Genomic DNA, 15,785 nt, shown 5'->3' with positions numbered 1-15,785 from the left:
GGCCGGCTACTGGACGAGTCGGCCCGGGGCGGCTGAGCTACTTCGTGGCATCCGGTTCGCGGGCTGACCTCACGGCATTCGGTGTGCACTGACGGCGGCCTGAGCGCACACTCGACGCCGTCAACGCACACTCGATGACGAACGACGGCCTGCCGCTAGTAATTCAGCCCGGAGAACATGACGCGGCCCGGGTCGAACTTCTGTCGGACGGCGGACAGCCGGGACAGGTTCTGGCCGAAATAGCGCGCCGGCGGCTGGTTTGCCTCGATGTAGTTCACGTAGCCGCCCACCGAATACGGTTGCACCGCTTGGTGTGCGGTGTTGAGCCAGTTGGTCACCGCCGCCGGGTCACCGGTTTCGACGTACCACTGCACCAGCGAGGCCTGCCGCCGCCAGGGGTAGGCGGTGGCGTTCGGTGCCACGGTGGCCAGCGCGCCGTCGAGGGCGTGCATGATCGCCAGCATGCGGCCGGCGCCACGAGGAAATGCGTTGACCGCCGCAGCGATCCCCTGCGCGGCGGCCGGCGTCATCGCCGGAAAAACATCGGAACCGCCGACATAGCCAAGCGGCGCGGGGTTGAGATTGTTGACGGCCAGATACCGCACCAAGTCCATGCGGTTGAACGTGTGGTTCTCGGTCCCGGTCGGTTGCATCCCGACGGCAGCGATGATCGCGTTCGCCACGCTGGGGCCCGACCCGGCCGGGCAGGTCGCGAGAATGCGACAGTGCGTGCCCGTCGCTTCGGTGGTGCTGTCGGCGAGTGCCCAGCTGTTTCGGTCGGCGGTACGGAGCCAGTTCTGCCAGCCCACCAAGACTTGCGCGAAGGACTGCGGCGGGAAGTTGAGGTTCACCGCGTCGACGTCGTGGGTTTGAAACGTGTTGAAGGTCAAGGAGGTGGTCACGCCGAAGTTGCCGCCCCCGCCACCGCGCAGCGCCCAGAACAGGTCGGGGTTGCTGTTGGCGGACGCGGTGACCGCCTGGCCGCCGGGGAGCACTACCTGTGCCGACGTCAGTTGGTCACAGAGCAGGCCGGCATGCCGGGAATCGGCACCCATCCCGCCACCCAGGGCGTGTCCCGCGGCGCCCACCGATGGGCAAGTACCCGTCGGGAGCCCCCGGCCGGCGCCGGCCAGCGTCTCGTGCATGGAATACAGACTCGTCGCCGGTGTCACCGTGATTTGCCCGGTGGCGGCGTCGTAATTGACTCCCCCGGGCAGCTGCCGCAGGTCAAACACCATGGCGCCGTTGGCCGTCGACGCGCCGATGTAGGAGTGCCCCCCACTGCGCGGAGCGACTTTGAGGTGGTTGGCGGCGGCGAAGGCCATCGCCTTTTGCACGTCCGCAGCCGAGGTCGGGGTGACGATCGCCGCGGGAGTCGAGCCGTTGTAGTTGGTGTTGAAAACCTGCTTGGCCGCGCCGAATTGCGGGCTGTCCGGGAGCAACACCTTGCCGCCGAGCGCGGACGAAAGTCCGTCCCAGCCAGTGGCATTCGGCGCAGCGGCAGCCGGACCCGAACCGAATCGGCCCGTGCCGAACACCGCGCCGACCGCTAGCGCTCCGGCGGCACCACGCAGAAACGTCTGCCGCGAGATCTCACGCGCCATCGTCGGACTCCCGCGATTGCGTCATGTCCCGCATTGTTAAACCACGCGATTCGCGGCAGCGCCCGACGTGCGGCGGCATAACCGAAACGAGCCTCAACCGTTACCCGCGCCTGACCCAACGCTGGCAGCCAGAGATTCCCCACAGCACCGGCTCGGGCCTAAGCTAGTGATCGATCGCGTACACAACGGCTTCGGCGGAGCGAAGGAGCGAAGGAGCGAGTAATGACGCAGGCTTTGTATGGGCTGCTGACCGTGGTCGCCCTGGCGCTGGCCCTGGTGTTCGCCGCCTTCGCTGCCGTATACGTCAAACGCCTGGGGGACCGACCCGCCACTCCGATAAGCGACGATATCGGAATCGCCAGAACGGTCACCACGAAGGTGCGTAAACGCGAACCATTGTCGAGGGATGAGATGGACTATGCGAGGCAGATCGTTGCCGACCGTAGCTCCGCGATGACGTTCTGCATTCCCGGCGCTTTATTCATGGTGGGGTGCTTTTACGTGTTTGGCAGCCTGTACCACTTGCATGGAGCGACGCCCTCCGAGCGGACATTCCTCGGGGTGTTCCCCATGCTCGCCTCCCTGAACTTCACGACTCAGATCCTGCGCAGCGCGAGGTTGAAAAGGCGGCTGCGGAAAATGTCATGACGCAACGCGCATGACGTAGTCCATAACCGTTCTGACGTGCCATTTTCTGTCGGCAGCATGATTGGCAGCAAAAAGCGTGTTCACGCCCATTCGTAATGGTGGCGCTTTCGCCGATTCCCGGTGCGACTCGTCGGTATTGCCGTGGGCCCCGGTGGATGGCAACGTCCGTAGTCATCCGGTACGGTCAGTCCATCTCATTGAGTACATGACCGTCTACTATTCAGGCCACAGGTGGGGTGGGATGAGAGCACAGGGTGCGGGGGCGAGGTTCGAAAGGGTGACCGGGTGAGCCCTCGTTCAGTCGGCAGGACCGTCTTGGCACGAGCTTGGATGCCTTTGGTTGCCGTCGTTGTGATCGCGGTCGGCGGGGTGGCCATGTTGAAGGTGCACGAATTCTCCGATCCCCCGCCCGTCATCACCGTCAATCAGCCGGCAGCACCGCCGGAGTTCAGTATCAAACGACTCACGTATGAGTTGTTCGGTTCGGCCGGGCAAGGCGGGATTCTCGTCTGGGTGGACGTCAACGGACATCCGCATCGGGTTGATCTGACGACCTTGCCGTGGTCGCACACGGAGTCGACCACACTCACCGTGGTGTCCGGCAGCATCTCGGCGCAGGTTCAGGGTGGTCAAGTCGGCTGCCGGCTGCGGGTGAATGGCGTTGTCCGCGCTGAACAGTCCGATAACCATCAGGACGCACACGTCTTTTGCCTAGTGAAATCCGCATGAGCGAGCATCGGTCGCAGCCTCCGGCGAAACGACCCTTCGTCCCCCGAATGGTCCGCGTCTTCGCGATACCGATCATCGCCTTCTGGGCCCTTCTGGCCGTGTCGACGAACACTTTCATGCCGCAGGTCGAGCGGGTCGCCGAAGAGCTTGCGGGGCCGGTAGTCCCGCACTACGCGCCGTCGCAGCGGGCATTGTTGTCCATCGGTGCGGAGTTCCACGAGTCCAATTCGACCAGCTTGGCCATGATTGTGCTGGAAGCCAACCGGCCGCTGGGCGACGCGGATCATCAGTACTACGACGATTTGGTGCACCGGTTCAAGCAGGACCCCAAGCATGTGCAGTACGTCATGGATCTGTGGGGCAAGCCGATCACCGCGGCGGGGGCGCAGAGCCTCGACGGCAAGTGCGCCTACGTGCTGTTGCGGCTCGGTGGCGACATCGGGCAAATGCAAGCGAATGAATCCGTTGCGGCCGTTCGGGATATCGTCGCGAAGGACACGCCACCGCCCGGGCTCAAGGTGTACGTCAGCGGCGCAGCGCCGCTCGCCTCGGACACGGTAGCCATTGCGAATTCCAGCTTGAACGACATCACGATCGTGACGATCTTTCTCATCATCGCGATGTTGCTGCTCGTGTACCGCTCGCCCGTCACCCTGTTCGTGCCGTTGGCCGGAGTTCTGTTCGAGATGCTGGTCGCGAAGGGGGTTATCGCAACCCTCGGGCATCTTGGGTACATCGAGCTCTCGTCATTCGCGGTGAACATCGTCGTCGCGCTGACCCTGGGAGCGGGGACGGACTACGGCATCTTCTTGATGGGCCGCTACCACGAGGCCCGACATGACGGCGAAGGCAGGGAGGAGGCGTTTTACACCGCCTATAAGAGCGTCACGCCCGTCATTCTTGGCTCGGGGCTGACGATCGCGGGGGCGTGCTATTGCTTGACTTTCGCGCGACTCAACTACTTCCACACCATGGGGCCGGCCGTTGCGATCAGCATGCTGTTCACGATCGCGGCAGCACTGACGCTCGGCCCGGCCTTCTTGACGGTGGGCAGCCTTTTTGGGCTCTTCGACCCGAAAAGCAAAGCCAAAGCACACCTGTATCGGCGGATCGGGACGAGCGTGGTCCGCTGGCCGGTGCCAATATTGGCGGCCAGTACCGCGGCCGTCATGCTCGGGGCGATCTTCGTGCCGACGTACCGGCAGAACTACGACGACCGTCAGTACCAGCCGCATAATTCCCCCGCCAATCTTGGTTTCCAGGCAGCGGATCGGCACTTCCCGAAGAGCAAGCTGTTTTCCGAGATGCTGATGATCGAGTCGGATCATGACCTGCGAAACTCGGGTGACTTCATCTCGTTGGACCGCGCGGCGAAGGCTCTCGAACGCCTTCCCGGCGTTGCGATGGTGCAAAGCATCACCAGGCCCATGGGCCGAGCTTTGGAACACGCCACTATCCCCTACTTGTTCACTACGCAAGGCAGCGGTAGCGGCCAACAGCTCCCGTTCACCAAGCAGCAAAACGCCAATACCCAAGAGCAGGCAGAGATCACGACGCATACCGTCACGGTCTTGCGGAAGGAAATCGGCTTCTTTCAGACGATGTCGGACGAAATGCACAAGACGGTCCTCACGATGGAGGACATGCAACAGGTCACCGACGAGTTGAGGTCAAACCTGGCGAACCTCGAAGACTTCTTCCGGCCGATGCGCAGCTATTTCTATTGGGAGAAGCACTGTTTCGACATTCCGGTCTGTTACGCATTCAGGTCGCTGTTCGAGTCAATCGACGGCCTGGACAAGATGGCCGACGATATCAAGGACGCCGTAGCGTCGCTCGAGATCATCGACAAGACCTTGCCGCAAATCATCACGCAGCTGAAACTCACGGCCGACGACTCGGAGGCTTTGGCCAATCTGTTAGTCAACACCTACGGTCAGTCGTCTCTGCAGAGCACCCAGACCGACCAGACATTCGACGACCAGATCAATGTCGGGCTCGACTTCGACCAGGCCCGCAGCGATGACTTCTTCTACATTCCGCACGAAGGTTTCGACAACGAAGACGTCAAAACTGGTATGACGCTGCTGATGTCGCCGGATGGCCGGGCTGCCCGGATCATCGTGACCCACGAGGGGGACGCCAATGGCCCGGAAGGCGTGCAGCATGTCGAACAGTTCCCCAACGCGATAACCGGGGCGCTCAAAGAGACCTCGCTGGCCGGTTCGAAAGTTTATATCGGCGGTTCTGGAGCAACCAACAAGGACATCAAGCAGTACGCCGCGTCCGATCTGCTTATCGTGGCGATCGCCGCCTTCGTGCTGATCTTCTTGATCATGTTGTTCCTGACGCGAAGTCTGATGGCTGCCTTGGTCATTCCCCTCACGGTGGCCTTCTCTTACGCCGGCGCGTTCGGGCTTTCCATACTCGTTTGGCAGCATCTCATCGGTCTGCCTTTGCACTGGCTGATATTGCCGCTGACGTTCATCATCTTGGTGGCGGTGGGTTCGGACTACAACCTGCTGTTGATCCTCCGGGTCAAAGAGGAGCTGCACGCCGGAATCCACACCGGTCTGATCCGCGCGCTCGGAAGCACGGGTGGCGTGGTGACGTCGGCGGGGTTGGTGTTCGCGTTCACGATGCTGGCAATGCTGACCAGCGATCTGCGAACGATCGGACAAGTCGGTTCCACTGTGTGCATCGGCCTGCTGCTCGACACGTTGATCGTGCGTTCGTTTGTGGTGCCAGCGATCCTGCGGATCCTCGGGCCGTGGTTCTGGTGGCCGACGCTGGTGCGCAGCCGCCCGCTGCCACAGCGCTAGGCCCCCCACCAGCGGGGCAGGGGTATATCGATTCGTTTTGTAACGGATTGCTGATTGTTACCGAAGTGATGGGCAGTGCGCAGCTGTGCACTTCCGCGATCGCCGAGGAGCAAGATGACCGCACCGATGATGTACCGCCCATGGACTGTCCGTCGCTCTTCAGAGGATCGCCAACCGACGGCATGGGCAGATTTCATCAATGCGGCTGCGGCGGCGCTTCGTCCGTTCGCGGTTGCGGCGGGCATACTCACCGCCGGGGCGGCCTTGCCCGCTCTCGCGCAGGCCGACCCGTCCCCCGACCCCGTCACCGCCGCGCTGAACGGTATGGGAAACGGCACCAACGGCTCGCTGACCAACAGTCTTGCCGGGATCGGCCAGTCGATCTGCCCGGCGCTGGTCAAGCCGGGCGCAACCCTCGCGTCGGTGACATCGCAATTGGGTCTCATTAAAGGACTTCCGCCGAACATGGCCGGAATGGTCGCCAGCATGGCGATCCAGATGGAATGCCCGGGCGTGATGACATCGCTGGCCAACGGCAAGATGCCGTTCGGAATGCCCGGCGCCAATCCGTCCATGCCATTCCAGTTACCGGGCGCCAACCCTGTGCCGCAGTTGCCGCTGCTGGGTGCCGGCCCCGCTGCGCCGAGCCCGTTCGCGTTGGGCCGCTAGCCCGCTCGGCCACGGGACATCATTGGGCGGTCCAGCCGCCGTCGATCGAGTAGCTCGCGCCGGTGATGGTGGCGGCCGCTTCGCCGGCCAAAAAGACCGCAAGTGCGCCAACGTCTTCCGGGCGGGTGAAGCGGGCCATCGGCTGTTTTTCGGCGACGAATTCTTGCTTGGCCTCTTCGAAGGATTTTCCGGTCGTGTTGGCGAACGCTTCGATTTGCTGCGCGATGAGTGGTGTCATGACCCACCCCGGGCAGATTGCGTTGCAGGTGATGCCGGCCTCGGCGGTTTCGATTGCCACCACCTTGGTGAGCCCGACAACGCCGTGCTTGGCTGCGACGTAGGCCGACTTCTCGGCGCTTGCGACCAGCCCGTGCGCTGAGGCGATGTTGATGATTCGGCCCCACCCGCGGCGCTTCATCCCGGGCAGCGCACAGCGAGACGTGTGGAAAACGGCCGACAAATTTGTCGCGATCACCGCGTCCCACTTCTCGACCGGAAAATCCTCCACCTTGGCCACGAATTGGATGCCCGCGTTGTTGACGAGGACGTCGACCGCTCCGAAGGCCTTTTCGGCATCGCTGATCATCTCGGCGATCTCGGCCGGGCTGGTCACGTCGGCGCCCGAATAGGCCGCGCGCACCGCGAAGGTCTCTTCGATATCTCGCCGCTGCTGCTCGATGGCGCCCAGGTCACCGAAACCGTTGAGGGTTACATTCGCTCCCTCTGCGGCGAAGGCCCGCGCGACGGCGAGACCTATACCCGAGGTGGAACCGGTTACGAGGACGGACTTTCCGCGGATCATCTCCACACTTCTCCTTCGCGACGCATCTCGGCCACCGCAGGAGATTATCCGTCGCCGGGGGTGGATGCCCCTTGCCCGCCCTCATCGTCACGAATCTGCACGTGGTGATGTGCTGCGTGCTGTCAACGGTGGGCAATGCTGGGCTGCGATGTTATGAGGGAATCGGACCCTCTGCACTGCCCTTCGTGCGCAAGCAGAGACCGGGCTTCGCCCGCCGGTCGGGGGCGTGCACGCCTCGGCACCTAATGCGCGCCGAGTGGGTCGTGGCTCACCTCGGTGACAACGTCAGTTTTCTGGCCAGCAGATGGCTCCCCGCGCGGCACCGGACGTCCTACCCTCGCCTAGGTGCAAGAGTTTGATCCTGAGCGATTCCGCACCGACACGGTCGCGCTGAAGACCTTCGACGAGCAGATCATCCGGGAGTTTCGGGAAAACAACGGCAAGGTGGGTGGCGTCTTCGAAAACATCGGCGTGTTGTTGCTGACCACGACCGGTGCCAAGTCGGGTCTGCCACGCATGACCCCTCTCGCGTATTTCACCATCGATCGAGCAATGGTGGTCGTGGGCTCCCGCGGCGGCGCGCCGAAAGATCCGGCGTGGGCGCACAACCTGCGCGCAACTCCGCAAGTCCGCGTAGAGGTGGGCACCGAGTCGTTCGCGGCCATCGCCCGAGAGGCGAAGGGCGCAGAGCGTGATTCGCTGTTCGGCGAAATCGTGTCCAAGCACCCGAATTTCGGTGTGTACCAAGGTAAGACCACGCGCACCATCCCGGTGTTCACCCTGCAACGCAGTAACTGACCAAGCCCGCCAACGAATTCGAGACCCCAGCCCCCAGCGAGTAGAACCATATGACGACTCGCAGTGCTGCGAACTCAGCTGACCGATTCAGACTCTGATGGAACCGAATTTCCCTGTGGTCGTTGCGATCCGACCAGTAACAGCGCGCAGGCCACGCCCAGCGACGCGACGACCGCAGGCAGCAACATCGACTCAGACATCGCTATCGCAAATTCATTGCGGTATCTCGCCGGGGGCACAACCCCAAGCCCGGGGCCGCCCGCGTTCATGCCGGTGATGATCGGTAACTGCCGAACCACCAGCCAATGCATGAACCCGGCCATACTGGCGCTGCCCAGCACCGTGCCGACCTGACGTGCTGCGGTGAAAACGCCGGAGCCCGCACCAGCCAACTCGGGGGGCAGATTGCGGATCGCGGTGACCGCCAGCGGCGCGCCGAGAAATACCACGCCCACGCCAGCAGCGAGGAACGGCAACAACAAGCGCCAGATGGGGGTGGCCGGGGTCATCTCGAGCGACAGCCAGGCCAATGAGATGGCCAACACCGCGAAGCCGCCGCCGATGACGCGACGGGGGTCCGAACGGTCTGCGACCCTACCCACCACGGGCGTCAGCACCGCCGTCAACACGGCCAGCGGCGCCGTCAGGAACGCCGCGTGCATTGCCGAAAGCCCGCATCCCAGTTGCGCGAAAAACATGAAGGGCAGCGCCATGGCTGTCCAGGCAAAGGCCAGTACCCCCACCCCGAGGCTGGAGACCGAGTAATTGCGATCGCTGAACACGCGCAACGGAATTAGTGGCTCACCCTTGTTGGTGGCCTGCCAGCACACGAACGCCGCCATCGTGACCAAACCGGCGGCGAACATCCCCCAGATCCAAGGCGCCCCGTGCTGGGACGGGGCCTCTTGCAACGCGAACACGATCAGGAAAAGGCCGACGGCGGACAGCAGGACACCGATGACGTCGAAGTTGTGCCGGCTCTTGGGCAGCACCGGTATCAGCCAGACTCCGAGCCCAAAGGCCAGGATGCCGATCGGTACGTTGACGAAAAAGATCCAATGCCAATCCAACTCGTCGACGAGCACGCCGCCGGCCAGTGGCCCAGCCAGCGTTGCGATCCCGACGACGGCACCCCGCAGGCTCGTCGCGACGCCGCGGCGCCCGGACGGAAAGACTCGGGTGATCATCGACAACACCTGCGGAGTGAGGAACGCGGCACCGACGCCCTGGACCACACGCGCCGCTACCAGCATCTGGATGGAATCCGCCAGCCCACACCACAGCGACGCCGCGGTAAAGACGGCAAGCCCAACCAAATATATTGTCTTAGGGCCGAATTGGTCACCGAGGCGCCCGGCCACGAGCAGCGGCACGGCGAATCCCAGCAAGTAGGCACTGGTCACCCATACAACCGAGTCGTAGTCGGTGTGCAACGCCGTCATGATTGACGGATTGGCAACGGAGACTGCGGTCCAGTCGATCAAGGTCATGAAGTAGCCGGTAAGCATCGCCCATAGCGCCGCCCACGGGCGCGGTGTCGCCGGTTCAGCCATGGATGAATGGTGCGGTGCCGAACGAAGCCGATGCGCCCGCGGTTGCCGCCGGCATCGCCGCGAAGATAGCGCTCGAGGAAGTGGGTATGGCCACCTGCAGACGATAGCGTGCAACCGGCTAGACCCGCATTCTGATCTTGTTCTTTTCCAAATCGGTTGTGCGCAAGACGATATGGTGATCGTTCACGAGAGTCCAACCCGGTAGGCCGCCCGCGGCATCCATGGAAGTCTGCCTCGATGGCCGAAAAAGTACGGTTAGCACTCTGCAGGGCGGCGGGTGATACTTCCAAGGTGGTCGACGTCCGGGAAGCGACAGCAGCAGACAAGCTGGCCGTCGCCCGAGTCCACGTCCGATCCTGGCAGCAGGGCTACCGGGATCTCGTCGCGCAGGACTTTCTCGACGGGTTGCGTCCCGAGGACATGGCAACGCGATACGCCTTCGACGGGATGGACCTGCGGCACGGTCCGTACACGCTGGTAGCGGTTGATTGCGACACGATACGCGGCCACACCACCATCGGCCCGTCGCGCGACGACGACGCGGTCGACAGCGGAGAAATCTGGTCGCTGTACGTCGACCCTGTGTACTGGGGCTCAGGAGTCAGCGACGCCCTGCTCGCGGCCGGGTGCAGCCGACTGAATCAGGCCGGCCACGAAGAGGCGTTCTTGTGGGTCCTTGCCACCAACATGCGTGCCAGGCGGTTCTACGAGCGCCATGGGTGGACGACCGACGGAGTGCAACAAACCGTCGTTCTCGGTGGAGCGTCCGTGCAGCAGGTCAGGTATGTCACCCCGCTAGGGTGCCAGGCGTAACACGCCCAACCGGACCAGCGGCGCGATCACGCCCGCCTTCTCTTCCCCGGTCAGGTCTCCGGGGAGTTCGCGCACATAGAAGTCGGGGGTTCGGGCAATGAAATCCAGAGCTTCAAGCGCCAATTCGTTGACGGAGAGCACAGTGTTGCCGCTGTCGTCGCTCAGGTGGGCGGTGTGGTCGTCGACAGTGACAGTCAATGTCCCGGCCTTGTCGTTGACGACGCGGCGGGACGGAGCGACGCTGCGGTCGTCATACCAGACGGCCGGCAGCGGGTGACCGTACAACTCCTCGTATCGCTGCCGAAATTCGTTGAAGGAAGCCTCTTTTTGTGGCCGACCGTCGGCGGCGGTCGGCTCGACCGTCTGATAATTGTCGGCGGGCGAATGGTGGACGTAGTTACCGAAATAACGGCGACCGTATTCCGTGTACTCGGTCGTAAAGAGGATGAACGCGTGCCAGGCTTCGTCCACGATTGCCGAGCACATGCCGAACGTCATGTCGGGCGTCGCCTCGCACAGCACCAGATACTTCTTCGCCTCGGTGAAGAGCTCTTCTGCGAATGCCGGTGTATCGGCCACCCGATCTTTGACCAGTCGGTCGATCACAAAGGGTGCATTGAAGGCCAACGCCTCGACAAGTCGACCTTCAAGCACCACGGCAGTTTACCGAGCCTGTGCGAAGCCAGGGTTGGCGTCGGAAGACTTGCAGAAGCACAGCAGTTCGGCGGAGCGTCCAGCGGGGCTGGCGATGGTCAGTCGGCCGACGGTGACGGTCGCGGTGGTCTTTTTCGTGATGCTCATTGCTATTGCCTTCCAGTTGGTGGGCCGGTCTCCCCGAAGCCCTCTGAATGCAAGTATTGCGATGAATGAATATTTTGTCTGTCCGCCAACCGGAGGATCCCTGGGGGGGACCCCGTTGTCCACCGATTGGGGGACAACGCGTAAGCGCCACCGCCCGCCGAGCCCGCCTCCATCCAAAGCTGCCATTGACGAATGTCACCATTTGCGGTTGACTCCGTTGCATGGCGGACATCGTTCCGGCCCGTGGGTCACTGAGGTCCCGCGGCGCGGCGGCGGTAAGCACGTACACATTGCGGCCGTTCAGCGGAGTGGTGCCGCCCGAAAAGGCGTGGGGAATCTGGTTGTCGCGCCGGATGATCGCGCAGGTGATGGCCACCTTCGGCCCCTCGCTGGCGGGCACCCGCGCCGAGCAGGTCGACACGAGATTGCCCGACGGCCGCCGGGTCAAGGGCGAATGGGTGTACGGGCCCCGCACGCCAACGAGCGAGGCGCCGCGTTCGTCGACCGACGCGGGCGCAATCTACTACGTGCACGGCAGCGGTTATGCCGTGTGCTCGCCAAAGACACACCGGCGGTTGACATCCTGGCTGTCGTCGCTGACCGGGCTGCCGGTGTTCAGCGTTGACTACCGGCTGGCACCGCGCCATCGCTTCCCCACCGCCGCCGACGATGTCCGGGCGGGCTGGGATTGGCTGGTGCAAACGTGCGGTATTCCGGCAAAACAGATTGTGATCGCCGGTGATTCGGCCGGCGGTCACCTGACGGTCGACATGCTGTTGCAACCCGAGGTCGCCGCGCAATCCCCGGCCGCGCTGGTGCTGTTCTCGCCGCTTATCGACATGACGTTCGCGCTGTCGCTCGCCCGCGAAAAGATTCGCCCCGATCCCGCCATCCGGGTGGCCGACGCGGCCCGCCTGGTCGCGCTCTATCACCCGGGCATCGAGCTCACCCACCCCCGGTTGACGCTCGACGTTGCCGGCGGAGCGACATTGCCCCCGACCCTGGTTCAGGCCGGCGGAGCCGAAATGCTGCAGGACGACGCGCGGCAGCTGGCCGCCGACATCAAGGCGGCCGGCGGCCGCTGCGAGCTGCAAGTGTGGCCCCACCAAGTCCATGTCTTCCAAGCACTTCCGCGCATGACACCGGAAGCCGCCAAGGCCATGGCCTACGTCGCGCGGTTCATCGCCCACGCGTTGCAGGATGCGCGCGCAGTCGCGCAAGAGGTGGGCTGATGGTGTTCGGACCGCTGGACAAACTGCTGGGCACGTCGAAGGCCACCAGCCGCGACGCACTGGCCGTGGTGACGGGGGCCGGCAGCGGCATCGGCGCCGCGTTCGCCGTCGAGCTCGGTCGCCGCGGCGGCACGGTGGTGTGCAGCGATATCGACGAAGCCGCCGCGCAGCAGACCGCCGATGCGATCGCCGAGCTGGGTGCGAAGTCGATGGCGATGCGCTGCGACGTCTCGCGGATCGACGACGTCCGCACGCTGGCCGAAACGGCACAGTCCTACTTCGGGGCCGCACCCACCCTGGTCATCAACAACGCCGGTGTCGGCGCCGGTGGCGCCGCGATCGGCGATGTGCCCCTAAATGATTGGGAGTGGACGCTCGGCGTCAACTTGTGGGGCCCGATTCACGGCTGCCACGTGTTCACTCCTATCCTGCGCGAGGCCGGGCCGTCACATGCCCCGCGCGGCATCATCAATGTCGCCTCGGCGGCGGCGTTCGCCGCGGCCCCCGGTATGGCCGCCTACAACGTGAGCAAGGCCGGGGTGCTTTCGCTTTCCGAAACGCTGGCCGCCGAATTGTCCGGCACCGACATCCGGGTCACTGTGTTGTGCCCGACGTTTGTCAAGACCAACATCGTCGAATCGGGCCGCATCACCGAAGAATCCAGCGATCTCGCCAACAAACTGATGCGCTGGACCGGGATCTCGGCACAGAAGGTGGCGCGGATCTGCTTGGCCGCCCATGACCGCGACGAGCTCTACTGCATGCCGCAACTCGACGCCAAGGTCGGCTGGAATATCAAACGTCTCGCCCCACAGGCCTATACCCGCGTAGCGGGTCTGGCATCCCGGGCAAACCTGCACTGATAACCCGAGGGGAAAGGGGGCCGCTGGTGGCCATCGATATGGAAGCCATGCTTGCGAAAATCAAGGATCGGCAGTGGGCGCTGGCCGATATCGACTGGGACGCAACGGGCGCCGAAACCATCAAGCCCGAATTTCGGCCCAAGCTCAAGGCCTTCATGGCCGACCTGTGCTGGATCGAGAACATCGGTGCCCGAGGATTTGCGGCGCTCGCCAAGAAGGCGCCGGACCCGACCATCGCCGAAATCTACCGATACTTCCATGCCGAGGAGCAGCGGCACGCCAACGCCGAATTGGCGCTGATGAAACGCTGGGGCATGCTCGAGGACGGCGAGATCCCCAAGCCCAACGTCAACATCCGCTTGGCGATCGAATGGCTCGACAACTTCGCCGACGACATGCCGCTGTCGGTGCTGGGCACCGTGATCCCGATGCTGGAGGTGGCACTCGACGGTGCGCTGCTGAAATTCCTGCTGGAATCCGTGGAAGACCCGGTCTGCCACCAAGTCTTCGAGAAGATCAACAACGACGAATCACGGCATATCGCCGTCGATTTCGAGGTGCTGGAGATGATCGGCAACGCAAAGGCACGCCGGCTGGCCATCGAATTCGTCGGCCGCTTCGCATCGCCGGGCCTCATCCTCGGGATGGTCATGTACGTACCGCTACTCAACCGCATCCGCAATGAGATGGCCGGCATGGGAATGGAACCCGAGCGACTGTTCAACGCGGTCAACCGTTTCAAGCAACTCGGCGACCGGGGCGAACGTACCCGACGGGTGCCCACCTACAAGCTGCTCAAACGGCACGGCATGTGGGTGGTCAACCCGCGCCACCCCTATCAACTGCTGGCCAACTCCATGGTGTGGCTGTCGGATTTCTACCCCAAGCCACTGCTAAGGCCGATGCCCAGCTGGTCCAGGGAACTCACCCACGACCCGGCGGCCTGATCGTGAGCGCCGACCACACCTACGCAACACTGATCATCGGGGCCGGCTTCACCGGACTCGGTGCCGCAATTCGGTTGGCCGAGGCCGGGGTTACCGACATCGTCATCCTGGAGCGCGCCGACCGGGTGGGTGGAACATGGCGCGACACCACCTATCCGGGGGCCAGCTGTGACGTCCCGTCGCTGCTGTACTCGTATTCATTCGTGAAGAACCCGACGTGGTCGCGAACGTACTCACCTGCCCCGGAGATCTGCCGCCACCTCGAGGACATGGCGACGAAATTCGACATCCGCCGTCACATCCGGTTCAAACACGAAGTCACCGGCTTGACCTTCGACGAGGACGCCGGTGTGTGGACGGCCAAAACCAAGAACCGCAAGCGATTTCGCGCCCGCACCGTCGTGCTGGCCTCCGGCCCGCTGTCGGATGTCTGCTTCCCGAACATCCGGGGCCTGGACAGCTACTCCGGACACAAGATCCACAGCGCCCGCTGGGATCACGACTACGACTTCGCGGGCAAGCGAGTCGCCGTCATCGGTACCGGCGCCAGCGCCATCCAGATCGTTCCCGAACTGGTCAAGCAGGCCGGGTTCGTCAAGGTGTTCCAGCGCACTCCCGGTTGGGTGCTGCCCCGTCTGGATGTGGCGACTCCCACGGCGGTGCAGACGCTGTTCGCCAAAGTTCCCGCCGTCCAACAGCTTGCCCGCCGGGCGCTGTTCTGGGGCCACGAGGCCAGTGCCACGGCGCTGGTGTGGAACACCCCGCTCACCTCGCTGGTGGCCCGACTCGGCCAGGCCCATTTGCGCGCCACGGTCAAGGACGCGTGGCTGCGCCGGCAGCTGACCCCCGATTTCGCCCCCGGCTGCAAGCGCATGCTGGTCTCCAGCGATTACTACCCGGCGCTGCAACGCGACAACTGCAAACTGATCTCCTGGCCCATCGCGACGCTGAGCCCGGTCGGCATCCGCACCAGCGACGGCATCGAACACCACCTCGACTGCATCGTGTTCGCCACCGGCTACGACGTCCACCTCACGGGTCCGCCGTTCGACGTCAGCGGCCTCGGCGGTCGGTCGCTGGCCGGCGAATGGGCCGGCGGCGCACAGGCTTACAAGAGCATCAACGCGCACGGCTACCCGAACCTGTTCTTCATGACCGGCCCCAACTCCGGGCCGGGCCATAATTCGCTGCTGGTCTACATCGAGGGCCAGCTCGATTACGCGGTGCGCGGCATTCGCACCATCCTCGACGACGACCTGCGCTACCTCGACGTGCGCAAAGACGTCCAGGTGCGCCATAACGAGGACATTCAGCGCCGGCTCACGAAGACGACCTGGATGTCGGGTTGCCGCAGTTGGTATCTCACCAAGGATGGGTTCAACGGCTCGATGTACCCGGGATTCGCGAGCCAGTATCTTCGCCAGATGAACGATTTCCGCTATGCGGACTACCAGGCGGTGGCGCGCCGGGCCACGGCGCGCGTCACCTCGACCGCGTAAGGCCG

At 63.8% G+C, this 15,785-nt stretch carries 15 protein-coding genes; 10 read left to right on the top strand and 5 right to left on the bottom strand.

Going from position 1 to position 15,785, the window contains the following annotated elements:
• Nucleotides 1–155: 155 nt before the first annotated feature.
• Nucleotides 156–1,604, bottom strand: a complete 1,449-nt coding sequence (locus LMQ14_RS09170) for an FAD-binding oxidoreductase (protein ID WP_267734432.1) — start codon at nt 1,602–1,604, stop codon at nt 156–158.
• Between the two features lie 222 nt (nt 1,605–1,826).
• On the opposite strand from LMQ14_RS09170, the gene LMQ14_RS09165 reads away from it, so the two are divergent.
• From LMQ14_RS09165 to LMQ14_RS09150, 4 genes are all read left to right on the top strand, one after another.
• Entirely contained in the window at nt 1,827–2,252 is a 426-nt protein-coding gene (locus LMQ14_RS09165) for a hypothetical protein (protein WP_267734431.1), read from the top strand.
• Nucleotides 2,253–2,582: 330 nt separating this feature from the next.
• Nucleotides 2,583–2,981 (top strand): MmpS family transport accessory protein, encoded by a 399-nt coding sequence (locus LMQ14_RS09160; protein WP_267734430.1) that lies wholly within the window; start codon nt 2,583–2,585, stop codon nt 2,979–2,981.
• The gene (locus LMQ14_RS09155) at nt 2,978–5,803 is read left to right on the top strand and encodes an RND family transporter (RefSeq protein ID WP_267734429.1); all 2,826 of its coding nucleotides are present in this window, start codon (nt 2,978–2,980) and stop codon (nt 5,801–5,803) included. The genes LMQ14_RS09160 and LMQ14_RS09155 overlap by 4 nt, the downstream gene beginning before the upstream one ends.
• 114 nt (nt 5,804–5,917) lie before the next feature.
• Nucleotides 5,918–6,472: a hypothetical protein gene (locus LMQ14_RS09150; protein ID WP_267734428.1), complete on the top strand. Its 555-nt coding sequence runs from the start codon at nt 5,918–5,920 to the stop codon at nt 6,470–6,472.
• Nucleotides 6,473–6,491: 19 nt separating this feature from the next.
• Here the strand turns inward: LMQ14_RS09150 and LMQ14_RS09145 are convergent, their stop codons facing one another.
• On the bottom strand, nt 6,492–7,274 hold the full coding sequence (locus tag LMQ14_RS09145; RefSeq protein ID WP_267734427.1) for a 3-hydroxybutyrate dehydrogenase: 783 nt from the start codon (nt 7,272–7,274) through the stop codon (nt 6,492–6,494).
• Nucleotides 7,275–7,619: 345 nt separating this feature from the next.
• On the opposite strand from LMQ14_RS09145, the gene LMQ14_RS09140 reads away from it, so the two are divergent.
• Nucleotides 7,620–8,072 carry a nitroreductase family deazaflavin-dependent oxidoreductase gene (locus tag LMQ14_RS09140; protein ID WP_267734426.1) on the top strand — a complete coding sequence of 151 codons (453 nt, stop codon included), beginning with the start codon at nt 7,620–7,622 and terminating at the stop codon, nt 8,070–8,072.
• A gap of 74 nt (nt 8,073–8,146) precedes the next feature.
• On the opposite strand, the gene LMQ14_RS09135 is transcribed toward LMQ14_RS09140, so the two are convergent.
• The gene (locus LMQ14_RS09135; RefSeq protein WP_324291114.1) at nt 8,147–9,625 is read right to left on the bottom strand and encodes an MFS transporter; all 1,479 of its coding nucleotides are present in this window, start codon (nt 9,623–9,625) and stop codon (nt 8,147–8,149) included.
• A 291-nt stretch (nt 9,626–9,916) separates the two neighbouring features.
• Between LMQ14_RS09135 and LMQ14_RS09130 the strand changes: the two genes are divergently transcribed.
• Nucleotides 9,917–10,438, top strand: a complete 522-nt coding sequence (locus LMQ14_RS09130; protein ID WP_267734425.1) for a GNAT family N-acetyltransferase — start codon at nt 9,917–9,919, stop codon at nt 10,436–10,438.
• On the opposite strand, the gene LMQ14_RS09125 is transcribed toward LMQ14_RS09130, so the two are convergent.
• Nucleotides 10,421–11,092, bottom strand: a complete 672-nt coding sequence (locus LMQ14_RS09125) for a glycine-rich domain-containing protein (RefSeq protein ID WP_267734424.1) — start codon at nt 11,090–11,092, stop codon at nt 10,421–10,423. The genes LMQ14_RS09130 and LMQ14_RS09125 overlap by 18 nt on opposite strands.
• Before the next feature lie 9 nt (nt 11,093–11,101).
• A complete protein-coding gene (locus LMQ14_RS09120) occupies nt 11,102–11,239 on the bottom strand; it encodes a hypothetical protein (RefSeq protein ID WP_267734423.1) in 138 nt (45 codons plus the stop codon).
• A gap of 221 nt (nt 11,240–11,460) precedes the next feature.
• Between LMQ14_RS09120 and LMQ14_RS09115 the strand changes: the two genes are divergently transcribed.
• From LMQ14_RS09115 to LMQ14_RS09100, 4 genes are read left to right on the top strand one after another with little or no spacing between them, the layout of a single operon-like run.
• The gene (locus LMQ14_RS09115) at nt 11,461–12,471 is read left to right on the top strand and encodes an alpha/beta hydrolase (protein ID WP_267734422.1); all 1,011 of its coding nucleotides are present in this window, start codon (nt 11,461–11,463) and stop codon (nt 12,469–12,471) included.
• Nucleotides 12,471–13,334: an SDR family NAD(P)-dependent oxidoreductase gene (locus tag LMQ14_RS09110; RefSeq protein WP_267734421.1), complete on the top strand. Its 864-nt coding sequence runs from the start codon at nt 12,471–12,473 to the stop codon at nt 13,332–13,334. The genes LMQ14_RS09115 and LMQ14_RS09110 overlap by 1 nt, the downstream gene beginning before the upstream one ends.
• Nucleotides 13,335–13,360: 26 nt before the next feature.
• Nucleotides 13,361–14,281, top strand: a complete 921-nt coding sequence (locus LMQ14_RS09105; RefSeq protein WP_267734420.1) for a ferritin-like domain-containing protein — start codon at nt 13,361–13,363, stop codon at nt 14,279–14,281.
• A gap of 2 nt (nt 14,282–14,283) precedes the next feature.
• A complete protein-coding gene (locus LMQ14_RS09100; RefSeq protein WP_420714629.1) occupies nt 14,284–15,780 on the top strand; it encodes a flavin-containing monooxygenase in 1,497 nt (498 codons plus the stop codon).
• Nucleotides 15,781–15,785 lie beyond the last annotated feature (5 nt).

Source organism: Mycobacterium sp. Aquia_213 (assembly GCF_026625985.1).
Taxonomy (GTDB): domain Bacteria; phylum Actinomycetota; class Actinomycetes; order Mycobacteriales; family Mycobacteriaceae; genus Mycobacterium.
The sequence above is the reverse complement of the archived record's forward strand: the minus strand, read 5'-3'. Positions and strand labels throughout refer to the sequence as shown.